General features: G+C 34.4%; 17 protein-coding genes. 13 read left to right on the forward strand and 4 right to left on the reverse strand.

Translation table 11 applies throughout. From position 1 onward, the window contains the following. The first annotated feature begins 33 nt into the window (after positions 1-33). From PHP06_03250 to PHP06_03270, 5 genes are all read left to right on the forward strand, one after another. The gene (locus tag PHP06_03250) at positions 34-1,671 is read left to right on the forward strand and encodes an MBL fold metallo-hydrolase (protein MDD3839567.1); all 1,638 of its coding nucleotides are present in this window, start codon (positions 34-36) and stop codon (positions 1,669-1,671) included. A gap of 60 nt (positions 1,672-1,731) precedes the next feature. Next, on the forward strand, positions 1,732-4,365 hold the full coding sequence (locus PHP06_03255) for a UPF0182 family protein (GenBank protein ID MDD3839568.1): 2,634 nt from the start codon (positions 1,732-1,734) through the stop codon (positions 4,363-4,365). Between the two features lie 139 nt (positions 4,366-4,504). Beyond that, entirely contained in the window at positions 4,505-5,062 is a 558-nt protein-coding gene (locus tag PHP06_03260; protein MDD3839569.1) for a PsbP-related protein, read from the forward strand. 114 nt (positions 5,063-5,176) lie between these two features. Continuing rightward, complete coding sequence (gene dut, locus PHP06_03265) at positions 5,177-5,617, forward strand: dUTP diphosphatase (GenBank protein ID MDD3839570.1); 441 nt, start codon at positions 5,177-5,179, stop codon at positions 5,615-5,617. 28 nt (positions 5,618-5,645) lie between these two features. After that, positions 5,646-6,908, forward strand: coding sequence for a CapA family protein (locus PHP06_03270; GenBank protein MDD3839571.1), 1,263 nt, complete (start codon positions 5,646-5,648; stop codon positions 6,906-6,908). Positions 6,909-6,914: 6 nt separating this feature from the next. On the opposite strand, the gene PHP06_03275 is transcribed toward PHP06_03270, so the two are convergent. Beyond that, the gene (locus PHP06_03275; GenBank protein MDD3839572.1) at positions 6,915-7,499 is read right to left on the reverse strand and encodes a hypothetical protein; all 585 of its coding nucleotides are present in this window, start codon (positions 7,497-7,499) and stop codon (positions 6,915-6,917) included. Between the two features lie 235 nt (positions 7,500-7,734). Here PHP06_03275 and PHP06_03280 point away from each other — a divergent pair, with 235 nt between their 5' ends. The 4 genes from PHP06_03280 to PHP06_03295 all read left to right on the forward strand — a co-directional run bounded on the left by PHP06_03280 (position 7,735) and on the right by PHP06_03295 (position 10,704). Continuing rightward, positions 7,735-8,520: an S-methyl-5'-thioadenosine phosphorylase gene (locus PHP06_03280; GenBank protein MDD3839573.1), complete on the forward strand. Its 786-nt coding sequence runs from the start codon at positions 7,735-7,737 to the stop codon at positions 8,518-8,520. A 235-nt stretch (positions 8,521-8,755) separates the two neighbouring features. After that, positions 8,756-9,172 carry an NUDIX hydrolase gene (locus PHP06_03285; protein MDD3839574.1) on the forward strand — a complete coding sequence of 139 codons (417 nt, stop codon included), beginning with the start codon at positions 8,756-8,758 and terminating at the stop codon, positions 9,170-9,172. Between the two features lie 73 nt (positions 9,173-9,245). Further along, the gene (locus PHP06_03290) at positions 9,246-9,881 is read left to right on the forward strand and encodes a YigZ family protein (protein ID MDD3839575.1); all 636 of its coding nucleotides are present in this window, start codon (positions 9,246-9,248) and stop codon (positions 9,879-9,881) included. Between the two features lie 91 nt (positions 9,882-9,972). Further along, positions 9,973-10,704 carry a YebC/PmpR family DNA-binding transcriptional regulator gene (locus PHP06_03295; GenBank protein MDD3839576.1) on the forward strand — a complete coding sequence of 244 codons (732 nt, stop codon included), beginning with the start codon at positions 9,973-9,975 and terminating at the stop codon, positions 10,702-10,704. A gap of 5 nt (positions 10,705-10,709) precedes the next feature. Here PHP06_03295 and PHP06_03300 read toward each other — a convergent pair whose 3' ends face one another. After that, positions 10,710-12,377: an AMP-binding protein gene (locus PHP06_03300; protein MDD3839577.1), complete on the reverse strand. Its 1,668-nt coding sequence runs from the start codon at positions 12,375-12,377 to the stop codon at positions 10,710-10,712. A gap of 181 nt (positions 12,378-12,558) precedes the next feature. Here PHP06_03300 and PHP06_03305 point away from each other — a divergent pair, with 181 nt between their 5' ends. From PHP06_03305 to PHP06_03320, 4 genes are all read left to right on the forward strand, one after another. Beyond that, entirely contained in the window at positions 12,559-13,164 is a 606-nt protein-coding gene (locus PHP06_03305; protein ID MDD3839578.1) for a BofC C-terminal domain-containing protein, read from the forward strand. A gap of 102 nt (positions 13,165-13,266) precedes the next feature. Next, on the forward strand, positions 13,267-13,971 hold the full coding sequence (locus PHP06_03310) for a glycosyltransferase family 2 protein (GenBank protein MDD3839579.1): 705 nt from the start codon (positions 13,267-13,269) through the stop codon (positions 13,969-13,971). 127 nt (positions 13,972-14,098) lie between these two features. Continuing rightward, positions 14,099-14,944, forward strand: coding sequence for a glutamate 5-kinase (proB, locus tag PHP06_03315; GenBank protein ID MDD3839580.1), 846 nt, complete (start codon positions 14,099-14,101; stop codon positions 14,942-14,944). After that, positions 14,916-16,163: a glutamate-5-semialdehyde dehydrogenase gene (locus PHP06_03320; protein MDD3839581.1), complete on the forward strand. Its 1,248-nt coding sequence runs from the start codon at positions 14,916-14,918 to the stop codon at positions 16,161-16,163. The genes proB and PHP06_03320 overlap by 29 nt, the downstream gene beginning before the upstream one ends. 133 nt (positions 16,164-16,296) lie before the next feature. On the opposite strand, the gene argH is transcribed toward PHP06_03320, so the two are convergent. Then, complete coding sequence (argH, locus tag PHP06_03325) at positions 16,297-17,679, reverse strand: argininosuccinate lyase (protein MDD3839582.1); 1,383 nt, start codon at positions 17,677-17,679, stop codon at positions 16,297-16,299. A gap of 15 nt (positions 17,680-17,694) precedes the next feature. Continuing rightward, on the reverse strand, positions 17,695-18,906 hold the full coding sequence (locus tag PHP06_03330) for an argininosuccinate synthase (GenBank protein ID MDD3839583.1): 1,212 nt from the start codon (positions 18,904-18,906) through the stop codon (positions 17,695-17,697). Positions 18,907-18,978 lie beyond the last annotated feature (72 nt).

Below are 18,978 nucleotides of genomic sequence, written 5' to 3' on the forward strand. Positions count from 1 at the left end.
AATAGTATTCTAAAATAATTGGGGGTCTATTCAATGCAATTATCTTTTTTAGGAGCAGCTAGGCAGGTTACAGGTTCTTGTTGTTTACTTGAAGCAGATAAATTTAGGATACTGATTGACTGTGGTCTCTTTCAGGGCGGTAAATCGGAGGAGCGGTTGAACAGATTGGATTTTAGGTTTAATCCAAGTGAAATAGATTGTTTGGTTTTGACCCATGCGCACATAGATCACTCGGGAAGGATTCCAAAGCTGATCAAAGACGGATTTAGAGGTCGAATTATATGCACTAAGGCGACGGCAGATTTATTGGAGATAATGTTGAAGGATAGTGCTCATATACAGGAAAAGGAGGCGGAATGGCAAAACAGAAAAAATATGCGGGCAGGCAGGCCACTAATTGAGCCTTTATATACTGTAGCTGACGCTGAAGATTCATTAAGACATATAGATGCTTATCTCTACGATCAAATGGTTGATTTGAACGAAAGTATTAGAATAAGATTTAATGATGCAGGACATATATTGGGTTCTTCAATAGTAGAAATATGGATTAATGAAGGACAAGTCAGCACTAAACTTGTATTTTCAGGTGATATAGGAAACTGGGATAGACCCATATTAAAAGATCCTTCTGTGATAGATGACGCAGATTATATTATAATGGAAACAACTTATGGAGATAGAGTTCATGATAATTTAAAAACTGATACGAGAAAACTTGTAAAAATAATAAACAATACAGTTAAAAGAGGCGGTAATGTAGTAATACCATCATTCGCAATAGGCAGAACACAGGAAATTATCTACGAACTTAATAAGTTTTATGAGCAGTATGAAAAAGTGGAAGTAGATTACTTTCTAAAAGCCCATGTGTATATTGATAGTCCTTTAGCCGTTTCTGCTACTGATATTTTTAAAAGAAATAGTGATTGTTTCGATGAAGAAGCTAATCATTATATAATGAACGGTGATAATCCACTTGAATTTGAGAATTTGCATTTAATTAAGGATGTGCAAGAGTCTATATGGCTGAACAAAGATAAGCAAAGCAAGATTATTATATCTGCTAGCGGGATGTGTGATGCTGGAAGGATAAAACATCACTTAAAACACAACTTATGGAGAGAGGATTCCAGTATTGTTTTTGTAGGATATCAAGCACAAGGAACACTTGGAAGAGATATAAAAGATGGAGCAAAAAATGTAAAGATATTCGGGGAGGATATTGCTGTCAATGCTGATATTTATTCTTTAGAAGGCTTTTCTGCTCACGCTGACAGAAATGGTTTATTAAAGTGGGTAAAAGCCTTTAAAAATAAGCCTAAAAAGGTATTTTTAGTTCATGGTGAAGAGGAGGCAACAATCAAGTTTAAAGAGCGGCTTGTTGAGGAAACAGATTTTGATGTTGTAGTTCCTGAACTAGGTTCAACATACCGTATTGATGGTGATGGCAGTTTTGATTATAAAGAGAAATTGATGGATGACTCACTTGAACATTTGATACAAATTACATGCAATGTTGATGAATTGAAGTATGATTTTTATAGAGCCTTAAGCAAGCTGGATGAAAAGATAAAAAACAAGCAGCGGCTTGATAATGTAGACAGCATAATCAATAAAATGATACAGCTGAAAAAAGATATAAATAACTTAAGCAATTTACTAAATTGATATAGAGGTTAAAACAAGTAAGTGCAAGATTAACCTTTATTCGCCTGGAGGGGAAGCAATGTGAATAAAGCTAAAAAAGCTGTTATGTTTACCGGTATATTTATTATAGTTGCAATTGCCATATTTGTCAGCATTGCAGGCATAATAGCTGATTTTAAATGGCTGGTTAAGTTGGGCTATGAAGTTGTTTTTTGGACAGATCTTAAAGCAAAAACTATACTGTGGGCAGTTTGTTTTGTCGTATTTTTTATATTGACTTATATAAATTTTATTTATGTGAAAAAGAACACAGAAGATAGACTAGAACAAGACAATCCGTGGAATAAAATAACCAGGGTAGGAGTTCCCGTGATTTCATTATTGGTATCTGTAGTTGTTGGCTTTATAGTTTCAAGAAATCTGTGGGTGCAATATCTTGAATACTTTAATGCTACAAACTTTCAAATCAGTGATCCATTATTTGCAAAAGATATATCCTACTATATTTTTAAAAGGCCGTTTTTATACAATGTACTGAATGTTATACTCATATATATGTTTTTTCTGACGGTTTTTATAGGTTTAATTTATTTTATAAAAGGTGTTTTGGTTGACCAAAGATATCCTAAAATACATCTATCCATCCTTGTGAGCATAATTCTTGCTCTGCTTGCAATATCTTATAAATTTAGAATAGAAGGATTGTTATTTTCCACAAAGGGAAAGGTATTCGGGGCAGGCTATACAGATGTGTTTTTAACTTTAAACTATTATAAAGTGCAGATAGTCGTGATTGTCATTGCTATAGTGTTGACCATTTATATGGCGGTTAAAGGAAAGGTAGGGAGACATATTTTTTCTGGGATTATACTTTACTTTTCTGTTGCTATATTGGGTTCTGTTGCAGTTTTTATAGTGCAACAATATGTAGTTTTACCAAATGAACTCTCTAAAGAGTCCAAGTTTATTGAGTATAATATAGATTATACAAAGAAAGCTTTTGGATTGGACAATATAAAAGAAATAGAGTTTCCTGACAATGATACTTTGGATAGGGACATGGTAAAACGTAACCAGGATGCTATAAATAATATTCGGATCAATGATTATAAAGCAGCCCTTGCAGCGTATAATCAATTGCAGGGTATAAGAAAGTATTACAGGTTTACAGACATCGATGTAGATAGATACCATATCGATGGGGAAAAAACTCAAGTTTTCATATCCGCTAGGGAACTAGATAAAAATCAGATAAATAATACTCATGTAAATAATGTATACAAATTTACCCATGGAATGGGTGTATCGGTAAGTTCGGTCAATGAGGTTACTTCTGAAGGTCAGCCTAATTTTATTGTAAGAGATATCCCACCTCAAAGTATTGTGAAAGAATTGAATGTAGAACAGCCGAGAATATATTATGGTGAACTTACAGATGATTATGTGGTGGTCAATGCCGGAATAAAGGAGTTTGATTATCCTTCTGGTGATAAAAATGTTGAGAATATTTACGATGGTGATGGAGGAATTCCCCTCAAAGGAATAAATAGATTGATATATGGGTTGGACAGGAGAAGTTTTAAACTTTTTATATCGTCATATGTAACTTCGGATAGCAAGATAATGCTGCACAGGAATATTCGTAAAAGGGTCAATAGAATTGCCCCATTCATAGAGGTTGATGAAGATCCGTATATAATAATTGCAGACGGGAAATTATACTGGATAATTGATGGATACACTACATCGGATCAATATCCATATTCCCAACCTATTATAAGGGAAAATGACTATATCAATTATATTAGAAATTCTGTAAAAGTAGTGGTTGATGCATACAATGGTGATGTGGATTTTTATATCAGCGATGTAGATGACCCTATAATAAACACTTATAGCAATATATACCCGGGATTATTCAAGCAGATGGAACAGATGCCAGAAGAAATAAAGGCCCATATAAGATATCCTGAATATTATTTTAATATACAGACTGCTAGATATAATAAGTATCATATGAATGATATAACAGTATTCTATAATGAAGAAGATGTATGGAGGTTTGCACTTGAAAAATATTGGAATGAGAAGGTAGAAGTACAGCCCTATTATATGATGGTAAATTTACCCGGCCAAGATGATGTAGAGTTTGTACTTGCCAGGTCGTTTACGCCTGTTAATAAAGATAATGCAATCGCATTGATGATGGCCAGGAACGATGGAGATAATTATGGACAATTATGTGCATACAAATTTCCAAAGCAAAAAAAAGTATATGGTCCCCTTCAGGTAGAAGCCAGAATAGATCAGGATACAAATATAAGCAGTCAATTATCGTTGTGGGATCAGAGAGGATCAGATGTGATAAGAGGGAATATGCTCATGATACCGATTGAAGATACTGTATTATATGTAGAACCCCTTTATATACAGTCAGATGCGGGTAACTCGCTCCCTGAAGTAAAGAGGATTATAGTTTCTTATAAGGATAGAATAGCTATGGAAAAAGATTTAAAGACAGCCCTTGAAAAGGTTCTGGTAACAACAGCTGAAATGGATCAAGACAAAGCAGAACAGGAAACGGTGGAAGAGTTAATCAAAAAAGCTGCAAATACATTGGAAGAGATAAAGTCTTCATCAGGGCAGGGGGAATGGGCAGAGTTTGGTCAAAAACTTGAGGAATTAGAAAGGATTATCAAGCAATTAAATGAGTAGATTGATGATAGCACAGATGATTATTAAATCATCTGTGCTATTTTTCGTTATGTTTAAATATATTTAAATATAGAGACTATTGTATTTAACAATTAAAGAATAGCAGTAAGTTAAGATTATCCATAAGGAGGTGTTGGATTTGCTGTTTATTACTATAAATAAGAAAAAACTAAAAACAATAAAGTACATAGTATTTATCGTAATACTTCTTATTTTAGCGATGGTTATAATAAAGTTGTTAAGCGGAGATAAACCTGCTACAAACGATAATATAGAATATGCACATTACAGCAATGATGATGTTAAAATAAAGTTTGAGTATCCTGATGATTGGGAAGTGGACATAAAGGATATAGCTGGGGATGAAATCCTGTTTCATATAGGATTTCATTCCCCTGACGATAGAGGAAATGGATTTATCCAGATATGGGCTAAATGCGATTATGATACTTTAATATCATATATTGAGGGCAATTCTGTGGATAACAAAATAGTTTTGATGGAAAAGAAAAAAATAAATTTAGATGGAAATAAAGGTTATATGTATTTTTATAAAAAGAATGAGAATATGGCAAAAGATGCTTTGTTTTCTAAGGGGGAGAAAGTTATCAGAGTTTTTATGTCAGTCAGGGAGGATTGGGATGAAAAACATAATATGATTTTCAACCATATTCTAGATACACTATCAATTGGTTGACTAGTTAGAAGGCCACGGGAAATTATATTAGACTCAATGGACAAATTCATTATAAATTTTGTAATAAATTTATGTTAAAATAAGTAGTACAATTAATTGAAGGAGGATCATAAAATGGAGGTAGTAAGAATAAAGATAAAAAATACAGGTGACTTGCCATTGCCTCAATATCAAACCATAAATTCTTCAGGGATGGATCTCATGGCTGATATTCATGAACCTATTACAATTAAACCGGGAGAGAGGACATTGATACCCACAGGTTTGTTTATAGAATTAAAAGAAGGATATGAGGCACAGATAAGGGCTAGAAGTGGACTTGCTATCAAATATGGAATTACACTTTTGAATGGAGTAGGTACTATAGATGCAGATTATAGAGGAGAAATAAAGGTAATACTTATTAATTTAGGACAAGCTGATTATACTATTAAAAGAGGAGATAGGATAGCTCAATTGGTTGTAAGTCGGTTTATAAAGGTGGAATGGCAATTATCCGATGCAATAGAAGAGTCTAGGAGAGGATGCGGAGGGTTTGGGCATACCGGAGTTTAATTTTTTTATTTAAGGAGAGATAATAACCATGAAGAAAAAGGTTTTTTGCTCTATATTAATTTTTGTCATTGTTATGCTTTGTTTTACTGCTTGTGCTGACATATTGGATTACGGTGAAAAGAATACACAAGACCTGCCGGGCAAGCCTGAACAAAAAGAAGATATAAAAGAGCAAGGTGAAGAAGTCCCGGAACAAGAAACGGAAGAACAGCCTGAACCTACAAGGATAGAAAAGGCAAAAATAACAGCAGTAGGTGACATAATGATGCATAACACTCAGATATGGGCAGGACATGATAAATCCACTGATAGTTATAATTTTGATCATTTTTTTGAAGATATAAAAGAATATATAAATTCATCCGACCTTGCCATTGCAAATTTAGAGACTACTTTGGCAGGTAAGGATAGAGAATATACAGGATATCCCATGTTTAATGCCCCTGAACAATTGGCAGATGCATTAAAAGAAGCGGGATTTGATGTAATCACTACTGCTAATAATCATTCCCTTGATAGAAGGGAATATGGGGTTGTTAAAACGATAGACCATCTTGAAAGAGCAGGTTTAAAGCATACGGGTACTTATAGAACAGAGCAAGAGTACGATAATATATTGATTACTGATGTAAATGGAATAAAAATTAGTATTTTGTCATATACCTATGGTACAAATGGTATACCATTGGAAAAACCTTATCTTGTCAATTTAATTGATATGAATAAGATAAAAAGTGATGTAGATAAAGCAAAAACTTTGGGAAGCGATCTGATAATTTCCTGTATGCATTTTGGGGATGAATATCAAAGGCAGCCAAGTGATCAGCAGAAGCAGATAGTGGATAGTCTCTTCGGTATGGGGGTGGATATCGTACTGGGAAGTCATCCTCATGTTTTGCAACCCATGGAAATTAGAGAGGTAACCGACCAGAAGGGAAGGAACAAAAAAGTATTTGCAATCTATTCGTTGGGGAATTTTATATCGGCGCAGAATAAGCAATTCAGAGATAGTGGTATTATTTTAAATATACAGGTGGAAAAGAATTTTAATGATGATGTAACGGAAGTAAAGTCTGTAGATTATATTCCTACTTGGGTAAATGTTTATAACGCTGGTGGAGCAAAGAAATATAGGGTGGTTGCTGTACAGAAAGCTATAAATGATTATGAGGCAGGCAGTGATAGCCTTTTGAATAAAACAGACTATAATAGATTAAAGGCTGTTTGGGATGAGAGCACACAGCATATGGATAGGCCAGAACAAAAAATAGCTACAAAGAATATAGAATGAGTTTTTTTATTCTATATTCTCTGTAGCTTTGGGTATGCTAAAAGAAATAATTGTAGCAAAAAAGACCAGTCCGGATATCCAGAATAGCCAATAAAAAATATTAGAATATGCGAATCTTATAACACATTGATTTATAAAAAGGCCTTTGAGGGTAAAAAGAAGATTTACTTTTATGCCTTTAGAGTTTTGGAGATTTTGAATAAAGTTTGATAAACAAAATTTCATCAGCAATAGATTTGCTGCTGCCGATAGTCCACTGACTAGAAGTATTAAATATCTTGTTTTTTTATGGATATCACTTATTATTATTGAATAAGTATTACACAACACTATAAAGGATAACATAAAGGCTAGTAAATTAATGAATGCTATAATTACTGCAATTAGTGGATTACCGGTTTGATATGTAGCAAGGTCAGTGGTAAAAAGGGCAGTTAATTTAGTTATAATAATAAAACACAATATTATAGAACCTAAAATAAAAAAATTCAGCTGGTCTTTTAATACAAATTTAACAAATGATAAAATATCTTCTGAAAGAAATTTGTATTTTGGAGTGTGGGATGGTACACTGTTCAAATTTTTATCCATAGTTATCTCCCTTCAACAGAACTATATTAACATAATAATATAAAACAGGATAAAATTCCACATTATTTATAAAAACAATATTTGATTTTAAAATGATACATAAGATTTATTTAATATAATTTATAGCAAGCAATTATAAAAAAGCAGGTTTTTGTGATGGCGTTACGAATATTGATTGATGTGTATATAATGATATAATAAACTTATGATTTAAATAACAAAAGGAGGATAAAGGATGAATAATAAAAAAGCTGATATTGGTGTTTTTGGAGGTTCAGGATTTTATTCTTTTTTAGACGAAGTAGACGAGTTTTACATAAATACTCCATATGGCAATCCTAGTTCCAAGATTGCTTTAGCAGATATAAAAGGCAAAAAGGTTGCATTTTTACCTAGGCATGGCAAGGACCATCAATTTCCTCCCCATATGGTTCCATATAGGGCTAATATATATGCTATGAAAGAGTTGGGTGTAAAGGCGATAATTGCTCCAACTGCGTCCGGCAGTCTAAAGCCTGATATTAAGCCTGGTGAATTTGTAGTATGTGACCAATTTGTAGATAGAACATATGATAGGAAATCCACATTTTTTGATGGGCCTATAACTAAGCATATAAGTTCTGCTGATCCTTATTGTGAAGAATTGAGGAAAATTGCCATTCAAACAGCTAGAGGGTTAGATATATCAGTTCACGAAAAAGGTACAGTTGTGGTCGTTCAAGGTCCGAGATTTTCTACAAGGGCAGAAAGCCAATGGTTTACAAAGATGGGCTGGGATGTAGTTAATATGACTCAATACCCTGAATGTATACTAGCAAAAGAGATGGGTATCTGTTATGTGAATATTTCATTGATAACAGATTATGATGCAGGGCTTGTAGGGCATGCCGATATAAAACCCGTTACCGAACAAGAAGTTTATAGGGTATTTAACGAGAATAACGAAAAAGTAAAAAAACTGATTTATACGATGATAGCAAAGATGGATGATGATTGGAGCTGTAAATGCAGTCAAGCATAATAAAGGCTTGTAATTTGACAGAATTATATTTTAGTTTTAACATGCATTATTTATAATAATTTACTGTAAAAATGGGTAAACTTATAATAGTTGGATAAATGAGAAATATGGATGAACCAATGGGTTTAATTAAGAAAAACGATGTTATTCTTTAATAACGGTCTAATTTGTTTTTGAAATCAATGTTAGATTAATGTTACTATAAAATTATAATAAATTAGGGGGGCTGATAGCCATGCTGTTTAGGAATTGTGCCGGTGGGGTGGTATTTTGTGGAGACAAGGTTTTGATTCTAAAAAATGAAAAAGAAGAATGGGTTTTGCCCAAGGGAGTAATTCGTAACGGTAATCTCTCGAGAGAAGTAGCTTTGCAGCGCGTCAAGAAAGAAGCTGGCGTAGATGCTAGTATTATTTCATCAGTGGGAGAAACAAGTTACGAATTTTTTTCTGTCACAAGACAGCAACCTGTATGCAATCAGATAGTATGGTATTTGATGCACACACCTGATGAAACCTGTGATATAAGTGAAGAAGAAGATTTTTCCGATGGAGGATTTTATCCCATCGAACAGGCACTCAAAATGATAACATATAGTCAGGATAAAGCGTTGGTGAGCCTATCCTATAAAAAGTACAAAGAGATCGCGGTGTAGATATATGTTAAAAGAAGTAGTCGTACAATGACTGCTTCTTTTATAAATTTTTTTATCGTTTGGGGGAGGAACTTTGAAAAAGGAATTTTATACAGTGGGGAAACGGGATACGGTAGAAATCGAAGTGAAAAAGTCAAGGTTTATAGCTAATGTAAGCAGTGAGAATACAGAACAAGGAGCTTTAGAATTTATTGATTATATAAAAAACAAACATAAGGATGCCACTCATAATGTCTACGGTTATTCAATTGGGACTGGTTCAGAGGTTCAAAGATTTGATGATGATGGAGAACCTAGCGGTACAGCAGGCATACCTGTGCTAGAAGTAATAAAGAATATGCAACTCAAAAATGTTGTAGTAGTAGTCACAAGGTATTTCGGTGGTACTTTATTGGGGGCAGGTGGTCTCATAAGGGCTTATAGTAAAAGTGCAAAATTAGGCATCGAGAAATGTGGTATTATCAAGAAGGTTCAAGCGCAAAAGATAAACTTTACCACCGATTATTCTTTTTTAGGTAAGGTGGAAAACTATTTAAAATCCAACGATATATCGATATTTAATATAGATTACAAGGATAGTGTAGCTTTGGAATGTGGAATTAAAAAGGAAATGTTGAAGAAGGTTATATCCGAGATAAAGGATATTACTAATAATAAAGTATCTATAGAAGTTATAGAGGACATTTATATAGATATTCCAATGGGATAACAAAGTTGGTTAAGCATGTTTTGCCTTTACATACAAACAAAGATTATGCTATTATAAATTATGTTGTAAATTAATATTTGGGGGTAATATAATGGCTGGACATTCGAAGTGGTCTAATATAAAACATAAAAAAGCGAAGGAAGACGCAAAAAGGGGAAAGATTTTTACTAAATTAGGAAGAGAAATAGCAGTTTCGGTAAAAGAAGGGGGTAGTGACCCTGAAACAAATCCTAGATTGAAGGATGTAATAGCCAAAGCGAGAGCAAATAATATGCCTAATGATAATATAGAACGATCTATAAAGAAGGCTGCCGGGGAATTGGATGATGTCAATTATGAGGAATTTATATATGAGGGTTATGGTCCTGGAGGTGCGGCAGTAATAGTTGAGATAATGACAGATAATAGAAACAGGACTGCAAGTGATGTAAGATATATATTTGACAAGAACGGAGGCAACTTAGGTGCTACCGGGTGCGTAGCTTGGATGTTTGACAGAAAAGGTGTCATTATTATTCAGGACGATAAAGATATAGATGAAGATGATTTGATGCTGATGGCTATTGATGCGGGTGCTGAAGACTTTTCTCATGAAGCAGATATATACGAGATATTGACTTCGCCTTCTGATTTTTCAAGTGTAAGAGAAGCATTAGAAAAAGAAGGCCTCAAATTTGAATCAGCACAAATAGAGATGGTTCCCCAAAACATGGTAAAACTAGAGGAGAATGATGGGAAAAAGATGGAGAAGCTGGTAGATATGTTAGAAGATAATGATGATGTTCAAAACATATACCACAATTGGGAGATTGATGAGGCTTAACAGCCTTATGTAACCAATCTCCTTTTTTGTTTTTCCTCTATCACGGTATGTAAAATAGCCTTTTCTCTGAGCTTGAACTTTTGTATCTTTCCGCTAGCAGTCATAGGGAATTCATCTATAAATTCTATATATTTTGGAACTTTATATCTTGCCATATTTTTTTTGACGAATTTTTTGATTTCAGTTTTTGTTATACGCTGTTTGCTTTTTAGTTTGATGAAAGCCATTATCTCTTCGCCGTACTTTTCATCAGGAACTCCCACTATTTGTGCTTCTTTTATACATGGATGAGTATAAAGAAGCTCTTCTATTTCTTTAGGATATATGTTTTCTCCACCTCTTATAATCATATCTTTGATTCTGCCTGTAATAGTACAATAACCGTATTTATCCATAAAAGCTAAATCGCCTGTATGAAGCCACCCTTCATCATCTATAACTTTTTTTGTTTCTTGTTCCATTCTATAATATCCTTTCATTACATTGTATCCCCGTGCACATAGTTCACCTTGGCATCCATGGGGGAGCCTTTTACCTGTATCGGGGTCAACGATTTTAACTTCAATCCCGGGAAGGGGACGCCCTACAGTATTTACACGTCTGTCAAAACAATCGTCTATTCTAGTTTGGGTTATGACGGGGGAAGCCTCAGTTTGACCATATGCAATAGTTATCTCTTTCATGTTCATTGATTTTATCACTTTCTTTAGCACATATGTAGGACATAGTGAACCAGCCATAATTCCTTTGGTCAAGTTACTTAAATCGTACTTGCGAAAACTAGGTTGTTCAAGGATATTTATAAACATGGTTGGAACGCCATGGAGAGCGGTACATTTTTCATTATCAAGAGTTTGCAGTACTCTAATAGGATTATAATGTTCTAAGGGAACCATTGTAGCTCCCTTTGTTATACAGGACAAAACGCCCATGACGCAGCCGAAGCAATGAAATAAAGGCACGGGAATACATAATCTATCCTTGCTGTTCAAGTTCATACAATCTGCAACTGCCATAGCATTGTTTAATAAGTTTTCATGTGTCAACATAACTCCCTTTGGAAATCCGGTTGTACCTGAAGTATATTGAATATTGATCACTTGATCAGGCGTTAATGATTCTTTTATTCTATTCAAATATTCATCAGATATTGAATCAGCGGTTTTTAAAATATCTTTCCATCTAAACATTCCTTTATGCGAACGCTCCCCTATATATATAACATTTTTAAGTTTTGGAAGTCTATCGCTATTGATATTGCCTGGGGCATTATTTTTTAATTCTGGACATAGATGGTATAAAATTTCTATATAATTTGAATCTTTGAACCCGTCGATTGTGATCAAAGTAGAAGAATCGGAGTTGTTTAATATATATTCAAGTTCATACATCTTATAGTTAGTGTTTATTGTGACTAATACTGCACCTATTTTAGCGGTAGCTATTTGAGTCAGTATCCATTGGGGATAATTTGTCGCCCAGATAGCAACGTGGTCACCGGTTCTGATACCAAGCTTTAAAAAAGATTTTGCAACCAAGTCAGTCATTTTATCCAGTTGTTTATATGTAATCTTAAATTTTGATTCAGGATAAATTACAGCCATGTTTTCAGGATATTTACTGCATATTTTATCAAAATATTTCGGAATTGTACTGTTTATCTTTTGAAACATAATTTTCCCCCCTATACAAATTAATACTACAATATAGAACTTGGTACTAACACCTATGACTAGTATTATATTATAAATTATTTAAAAGTCAATGATTTATAATGAATAAACCTATAGGATTGTATAAAAAATGAAATTTTGGTAATAATATTATTCCGAAGGATTATGGAGGGAGAATATTATGTTTCAAAAACATAGAAAAACAAATAAATTAGTATATGCGTTGATGTTTGTACTCTTGTTTGCAGGAGGATATTTACTGGGCGGATATTATATGAAAAAGAGTTTAGATTTTGAAGCCGAAGGAAATACAAAGTTAAATGCCCAAGATGAAACAGCAGAATACGATAGTCAACAGCCAGTTTCCATTAATGAAAAAGAAAAGATTATAAATACATCTACAAAGCTAAAGTTTATTAATAAATACGATAAATGCGGGCACCAGGTAGTTGAGGAAAGTCCCTGTGATAATTATTTGATAAACTTGGATGAGGAGGGTTTTAGAAAAATATATAATTCATGGAATATAGTTGAATTCTCCAGTAAGGAAGTGGTACTAGAAAAAAACTTTGAACAATATTGTCCAAATCATTACCTAGTAATAGAGAAAGAAGGCAGTGTAGTAGTTCAGCAAAATATATTGGGGACCGAGGAGATGGAGACAATAAACCAATTGGATGTTTCCATTGATTATCTGCCTTCTGATTTAAGAACGCGATTAAAAGAAGGTATTATCCTAGACACTAAAAAAGAATTGTTGCATATGCTTGAAAATTTAGAAAGTTAAAAGCCAGAGAATATCTGGCTTTTTTTGATAAAAAGAAGGGTAAACTGGTTTTTTGTAGAACTAGTTAGTAAATAATATATAATATTTAACGGAGTGATATTTATGGATAAAAAAGTAGGACTAATAATTCCCGCTTTTAATGAACAGCCCCGCATATCGGCGGTGCTAGATGTTGTCACCGATATATCTCTGTTTGAGGATATATTGGTAGTTGATGATGGTTCAGAGGATGACACATTTAAAGTTGCAAAAAAATATGACATAAAAGCTATAAGGAATGATGAAAACCTTGGCAAGGGCGCTGCAATGCAAAGAGGATTACAGGAATTGGAAGGCATGGATTTGTACGTTTTTTTGGATGCTGATCTGATAGGCCTTAAGGAAGACCATATAAAAGCGCTCATATCTCCATTTTTTGAGGATGATGAGATGGATATGAGCGTAGGTCAGTTTAAAGATATGAGAAAGAAATCTGTGGATCTAGCACAGAAATATTTTTCTATTTTAAATGGTCAAAGGGCATTAAGCTCTAAATTTGTTGAAATATTGCCTGATATGTCATGGTCTCGTTTTGGAGTGGAGGTACTGCTTTCAAAATATGCTAATCTGACCGATTCCAAAGTATGTTTTCCCATACTGGAAGACATAAGCCATTATACAAAAGAGGAAAAGTTCGGGTTTAAAAAAGGTTTCGCATATAGGTTGCAAATGTATAAAGAGGTGATGTATTCCTTATTTAATCATAAGAAGTATATAGGGTTATCTCCTGAAACCTATGAGGACAGGATGGAAAACTTAAATAGATGAATTGATTTTATCTAGTCATTACTATTTCTGTGTTTGTGCAAAGGTTGTTGATTTTATTTGAATAAAAATATAAAATGTTATAGTAAACTTAATAAAAACAACAAATGAACAATCAGGAGGCGGAAACTTGGTAAAGGATAGAGAAACTATAAAAAATGCACACAGAATAGTAGTAAAAGTAGGAACATCACTTTTAACATATGATACCGGGAAATTGAATCTTGCTTGGATTGAAAAGTTGGTAAGAGTGCTTTCAGACTTGCATAATCAAGGAAAAGAAGTCATACTTGTTTCTTCTGGGGCTATAGGCGTAGGCATGGCTAAGATAGGTATGAGTGCAAAGCCGGATTCTATAAGCGGAAAGCAGGCAATGGCTGCTATAGGCCAAAGTATGCTTATGCATGAATATGATAAAATGTTTAGCGAGTATGGAAAAGTTACCGCTCAAATATTGATTACAAAAGATGTGTTGATAGAAAAAATAAAGAAAAAGAATGCAAAGAATACTTTTAAAGCCCTTTTAGATTATGGCGTTATCCCGGTAGTAAATGAAAACGACACAGTTGCGACAGATGAGATTGAGGTGGGTGAAATAGGTGATAACGATACTTTGTCTGCCATTGTTGCTAAAATAACTGAGGCAGATCTTTTAATATTGCTCACTGATATAGAAGGATTATATACTGATGATCCGAGAAGGAATGCCCATGCAAAGTTGATACATGAAGTGTTATCCATAAGTGAGGAGATAGAAAATGGTGCACATGGCGCTGGTACCGATAGGGGTACAGGAGGAATGAGGACAAAGTTGTCCGCTGCTAAAATAGTCACATGCAAGGGAATACCTATGGTAATAATCAGTGGGAGAAATCCTAAAAATATTTATAAAGTGATAGATGGCGAAGATATAGGTACAATATTTTTACCTAAAAAGGAGGATAGAGATGAGCGAAGTGATGCAAAAAGCCAGTAAGGCAAAGGAAATGGCGTTGGCCTTAGGTTGTATGTCTACCCGTTCAAAGGACGATGCTCTTGAGAAAATGGCACATTATTTAGAAGATAATAAAAGAGCGATAATAGAAGCAAATTCAATTGATTTAGAGAATGCATTAAAAAAGGGATTGAAAGATTCTTTGATAGATAGACTGAAACTGGACGAAAAAAGGATAACTTCTATGGCTGAAGGTTTAAAAGAGTTAAAAAACCTACCTGATCCTGTAGGTGAAGTGGTAGGCATGTGGAAACGTCCTAATGGCCTTGCTATCGGATTAAAAAGGGTACCATTAGGTGTGGTTGGAATTATCTATGAGGCTCGTCCAAACGTAACTGTTGATGCGGTAGGACTGTGCATAAAAACAGGTAATTCGGTGATATTGCGTGGAGGGTCAGATGCGATAAATTCAAACAAGGCGATAGTAGATATACTAAAAAAGGCATTAAATGATACAGATCTGTCTGAAGATTGTATCCAGCTGATAGAAGATACGAAAAGAGAGACTGCTGTTGAATTGATGAAGATGAACGGAATAATAGATGTGCTGATTCCTAGAGGGGGGGCAGGACTGATTCAGTCAGTTGTCCAAAATTCTCAAGTACCGGTTATACAGACTGGCACAGGGAATTGTCATATATTTGTAGATGAATTTGCTGATCTAGGTATGGCTTGCAAAATAATAATAAATGCCAAGACTCAAAGGCCGGGAGTATGTAATGCCCAAGAAAGTCTTTTGGTAGATAAAGCTGTAGCAGATGAGTTTGTTCCCGAAATTGTTGGTAAACTCCAGCAGTCGGGCGTTCAGGTGCGAGGCTGTCAAAAAGTTTGTGCTTTGTGCAGCAATGTTAAGCAGGCTGTTGAAGAAGATTGGGGTAGAGAATATCTGGATATGATAATATCAGTTAAAGTTGTGGATGGTATTGAACAGGCGATTGGACACATCAATAAATATGGAACGGGACATTCAGAGGCTATTATAACTGATAGCTATAGCAGAGGGCAAAAGTTCTTAGAGCAAGTAGATGCTGCTGCTGTCTACATAAATGCATCTACCAGATTTACTGATGGCTTTGAATTCGGATTTGGAGCTGAGATCGGGATAAGCACCCAAAAATTGCATGCCAGAGGACCTATGGGCTTGAAGGAGCTCACTACAACCAAATATATAATTTATGGTGATGGTCAGATAAGGGAATAAGCTGTGTCATACTTGCAAATATAGCAGTACCGAGTGCATATAATAATAACACAAGGGGACAGTCCCCTTGTGTTAAAAAATGTATTAAAAAATTCTCGGGCTTTATGTCTGAAGGGTAAGATTATATAGCTTATTACAATTTGATATCTTCTAAAAATTTTATTCCGTTTTGTATGCTAATTTTTACTTGTTCAGGTGCTGGGCCTCCATATACTTCTCTTTGGCTTACGCATTGATGTAAATTTATGTGTTGGTATATATCTTGTTCAAAATATGGTGAAAAATTTTTATATTCTTCCAATGTCAGCTTATAAAGATCTAAGTCATTTTTAATGCAGTATAAGACAAGTTTCCCTATAATTTTGTGTGCATCTCTGAAAGGAACACCTTTCTTTACCAAATAATCTGCAGCATCGGTAGAGTTTGTAAAGCCTCCTTTAGCTCCGTCTAGCAACCTGTCCTTATTGATCTTTGTTGTTTTAAGCATATCTGTAAAAACGTCTATACACTTTTTGATGGTGTCCACAGTATCAAAAAGTGATTCCTTGTCTTCTTGCATATCTTTGTTATAAGCCAGTGGAAGGGATTTCATTGTTGTGAGAAGGGCTATTAGATTTCCATATACTCTACCTGTTTTACCCCTTATCAATTCTGCCATATCGGGATTTTTTTTCTGAGGCATTATGCTGCTACCCGTGCTAAAGCTATCATCAATTTCGATGAATTTAAATTCATCGGTAGACCATATTATCATTTCTTCACAAAATCTGCTCAAGTGCATCATTGTAATAGAAGCCCATGCGGTGAATTCAATTACAAAATCCCTGTCGCTTACTGAATCAATACTGTTATCCGTTATCTTTTTAAAGCCTAATTTCTGTGCAACAAAATTTCTGTCCAGAGGATAGGTAGTTGCAGCTAAAGCACCGGCACCAAGGGGCATTTCATCCATCCTATTATAACAGTCTTTAATCCTAGTAATATCTCTTTTAAACATTTGAAAATAAGCCATCAGGTGATGAGCCAGGGTTGTGGGTTGGGCTTTTTGCATATGTGTGTAACCAGGCATTATAGTATCAAGATTTTGAGTGGACAAGTCAATCAATGTACTTTCCAGTCTTATCAACTTATCAAAAATAATCTGGATCTGGTTTTTTAAATAGAGACGTATATCTAAAGCTACCTGATCATTTCTGCTTCTTCCGGTATGGAGTTTCTTGCCAATATCACCAATACGTTCTATCAATATCTTTTCTATATTCATATGGATATCTTCAGCTTGGATGTCAAATTTTATATTACCTGATTCAATATCTTCAAGAATTTTATTCAATTCATCGATTAGCAGTTTTGCTTGGTTTTTAGGTATTATTCCCTGATTGCCCAGCATTTCTGCATGGGCGATACTTCCAAGGATATCTTCCTTATATAAGCGGCAATCAAAAGAAATTGATGAATGAAAATCATCAATTTCTTTTGAACTCTGTTTCTCGAATCTTCCTCCCCAAAGTTTCATCAAATGAACACCTCACTATTTATTATGTTTTTGCATCATTAAGGCTCTTACCTTTAATGGGAGACCGAACAGGTTTATGAAGCCCTCAGCATCTTTTTGATCATACACATCGTCTTCGTCAAAAGTTGCAAAGTCCTGACTATAAAGAGAGTAAGGTGATTTTGCACCGGCTGGAATTATATTACCTTTGTACAGTTTGAGTCGTACAGTACCTGTTACAGTTTTTTGAGTTACATCTACAAAAGCGGATAGGGCCTCTCTTAACGGTGTATACCAGTTTCCGTCATAGACAAGTTCTGCAAATTTTAATGCTACTTGTTCTTTATAATGCATTGTTTGTCTGTCCAAGGTCAAATATTCCAGCTCTCTATGAGCAGCATATAGTATGGTTCCTCCGGGAGTTTCATAAATTCCTCTGGATTTCATGCCCACCAATCTATTTTCAACAATATCGGAAATTCCTATTCCATTTTTTGCTCCTATTTCATTTAATCGAAGGATAAGGTCTACAGGACTGTATTCTTTTCCATCAATTTTTTTAGGTATACCCTGTTCAAAATATATTTCGATATAATCTGGATTGTCCGGGGCCTTTTCAGGAGTGCTGCTGATCAAAAATACATGTTCTCCAGGTTCATTCCATGGATCTTCTAAGTCTCCCCCTTCATGGCTTAAATGCCATAAATTTTTATCCATACTGTAGGGATGTTTTTTAGTAACAGGAATAGGAATATTTCTTTCTTTGGCATATTCGATTGCATCAGTTCTAGATTTTATATTCCACATCCTCCAAGGTGCGATTATTTTGATGTTTGGATTTAATGCTTTGATGGTCAATTCAAATCTTACCTGATCGTTTCCTTTGCCAGTACAGCCGTGGCATATAGCCTGTGCACCTTCCTTTTCGGCAATTTCAACAAGCCTTTTAGCTATCAGTGGTCGTGCAAAGGAAGTACCTAAAAGATACTTGCCTTCATATACTGCATTGGCTTTTACGGTAGGATATATGAATTCTGTAACAAACTCGTTTTTAAGGTCCTCAATATATATTTTACTGGCACCTGAATTTATTGCTTTTTGTTCAAGGGGTTCAAGTTCCTCTCCTTGTCCTACGTCTGCAGCAACTGCGATTACTTCATAATCATAATTTTCCCTGAGCCATGGAATAATTATTGAAGTGTCTAAACCTCCAGAATAAGCTAAAATTACTTTTTCCTTATCAGCCATATAAATACCTCCTAATATCAATTACCTAATAATTATATAATAATATGCATAATTATACAACATACATTTTAT

The sequence above is a fragment of the Clostridia bacterium genome, from assembly GCA_028698525.1.
Taxonomy (GTDB): Bacteria; Bacillota; Clostridia; order JAQVDB01; family JAQVDB01; genus JAQVDB01.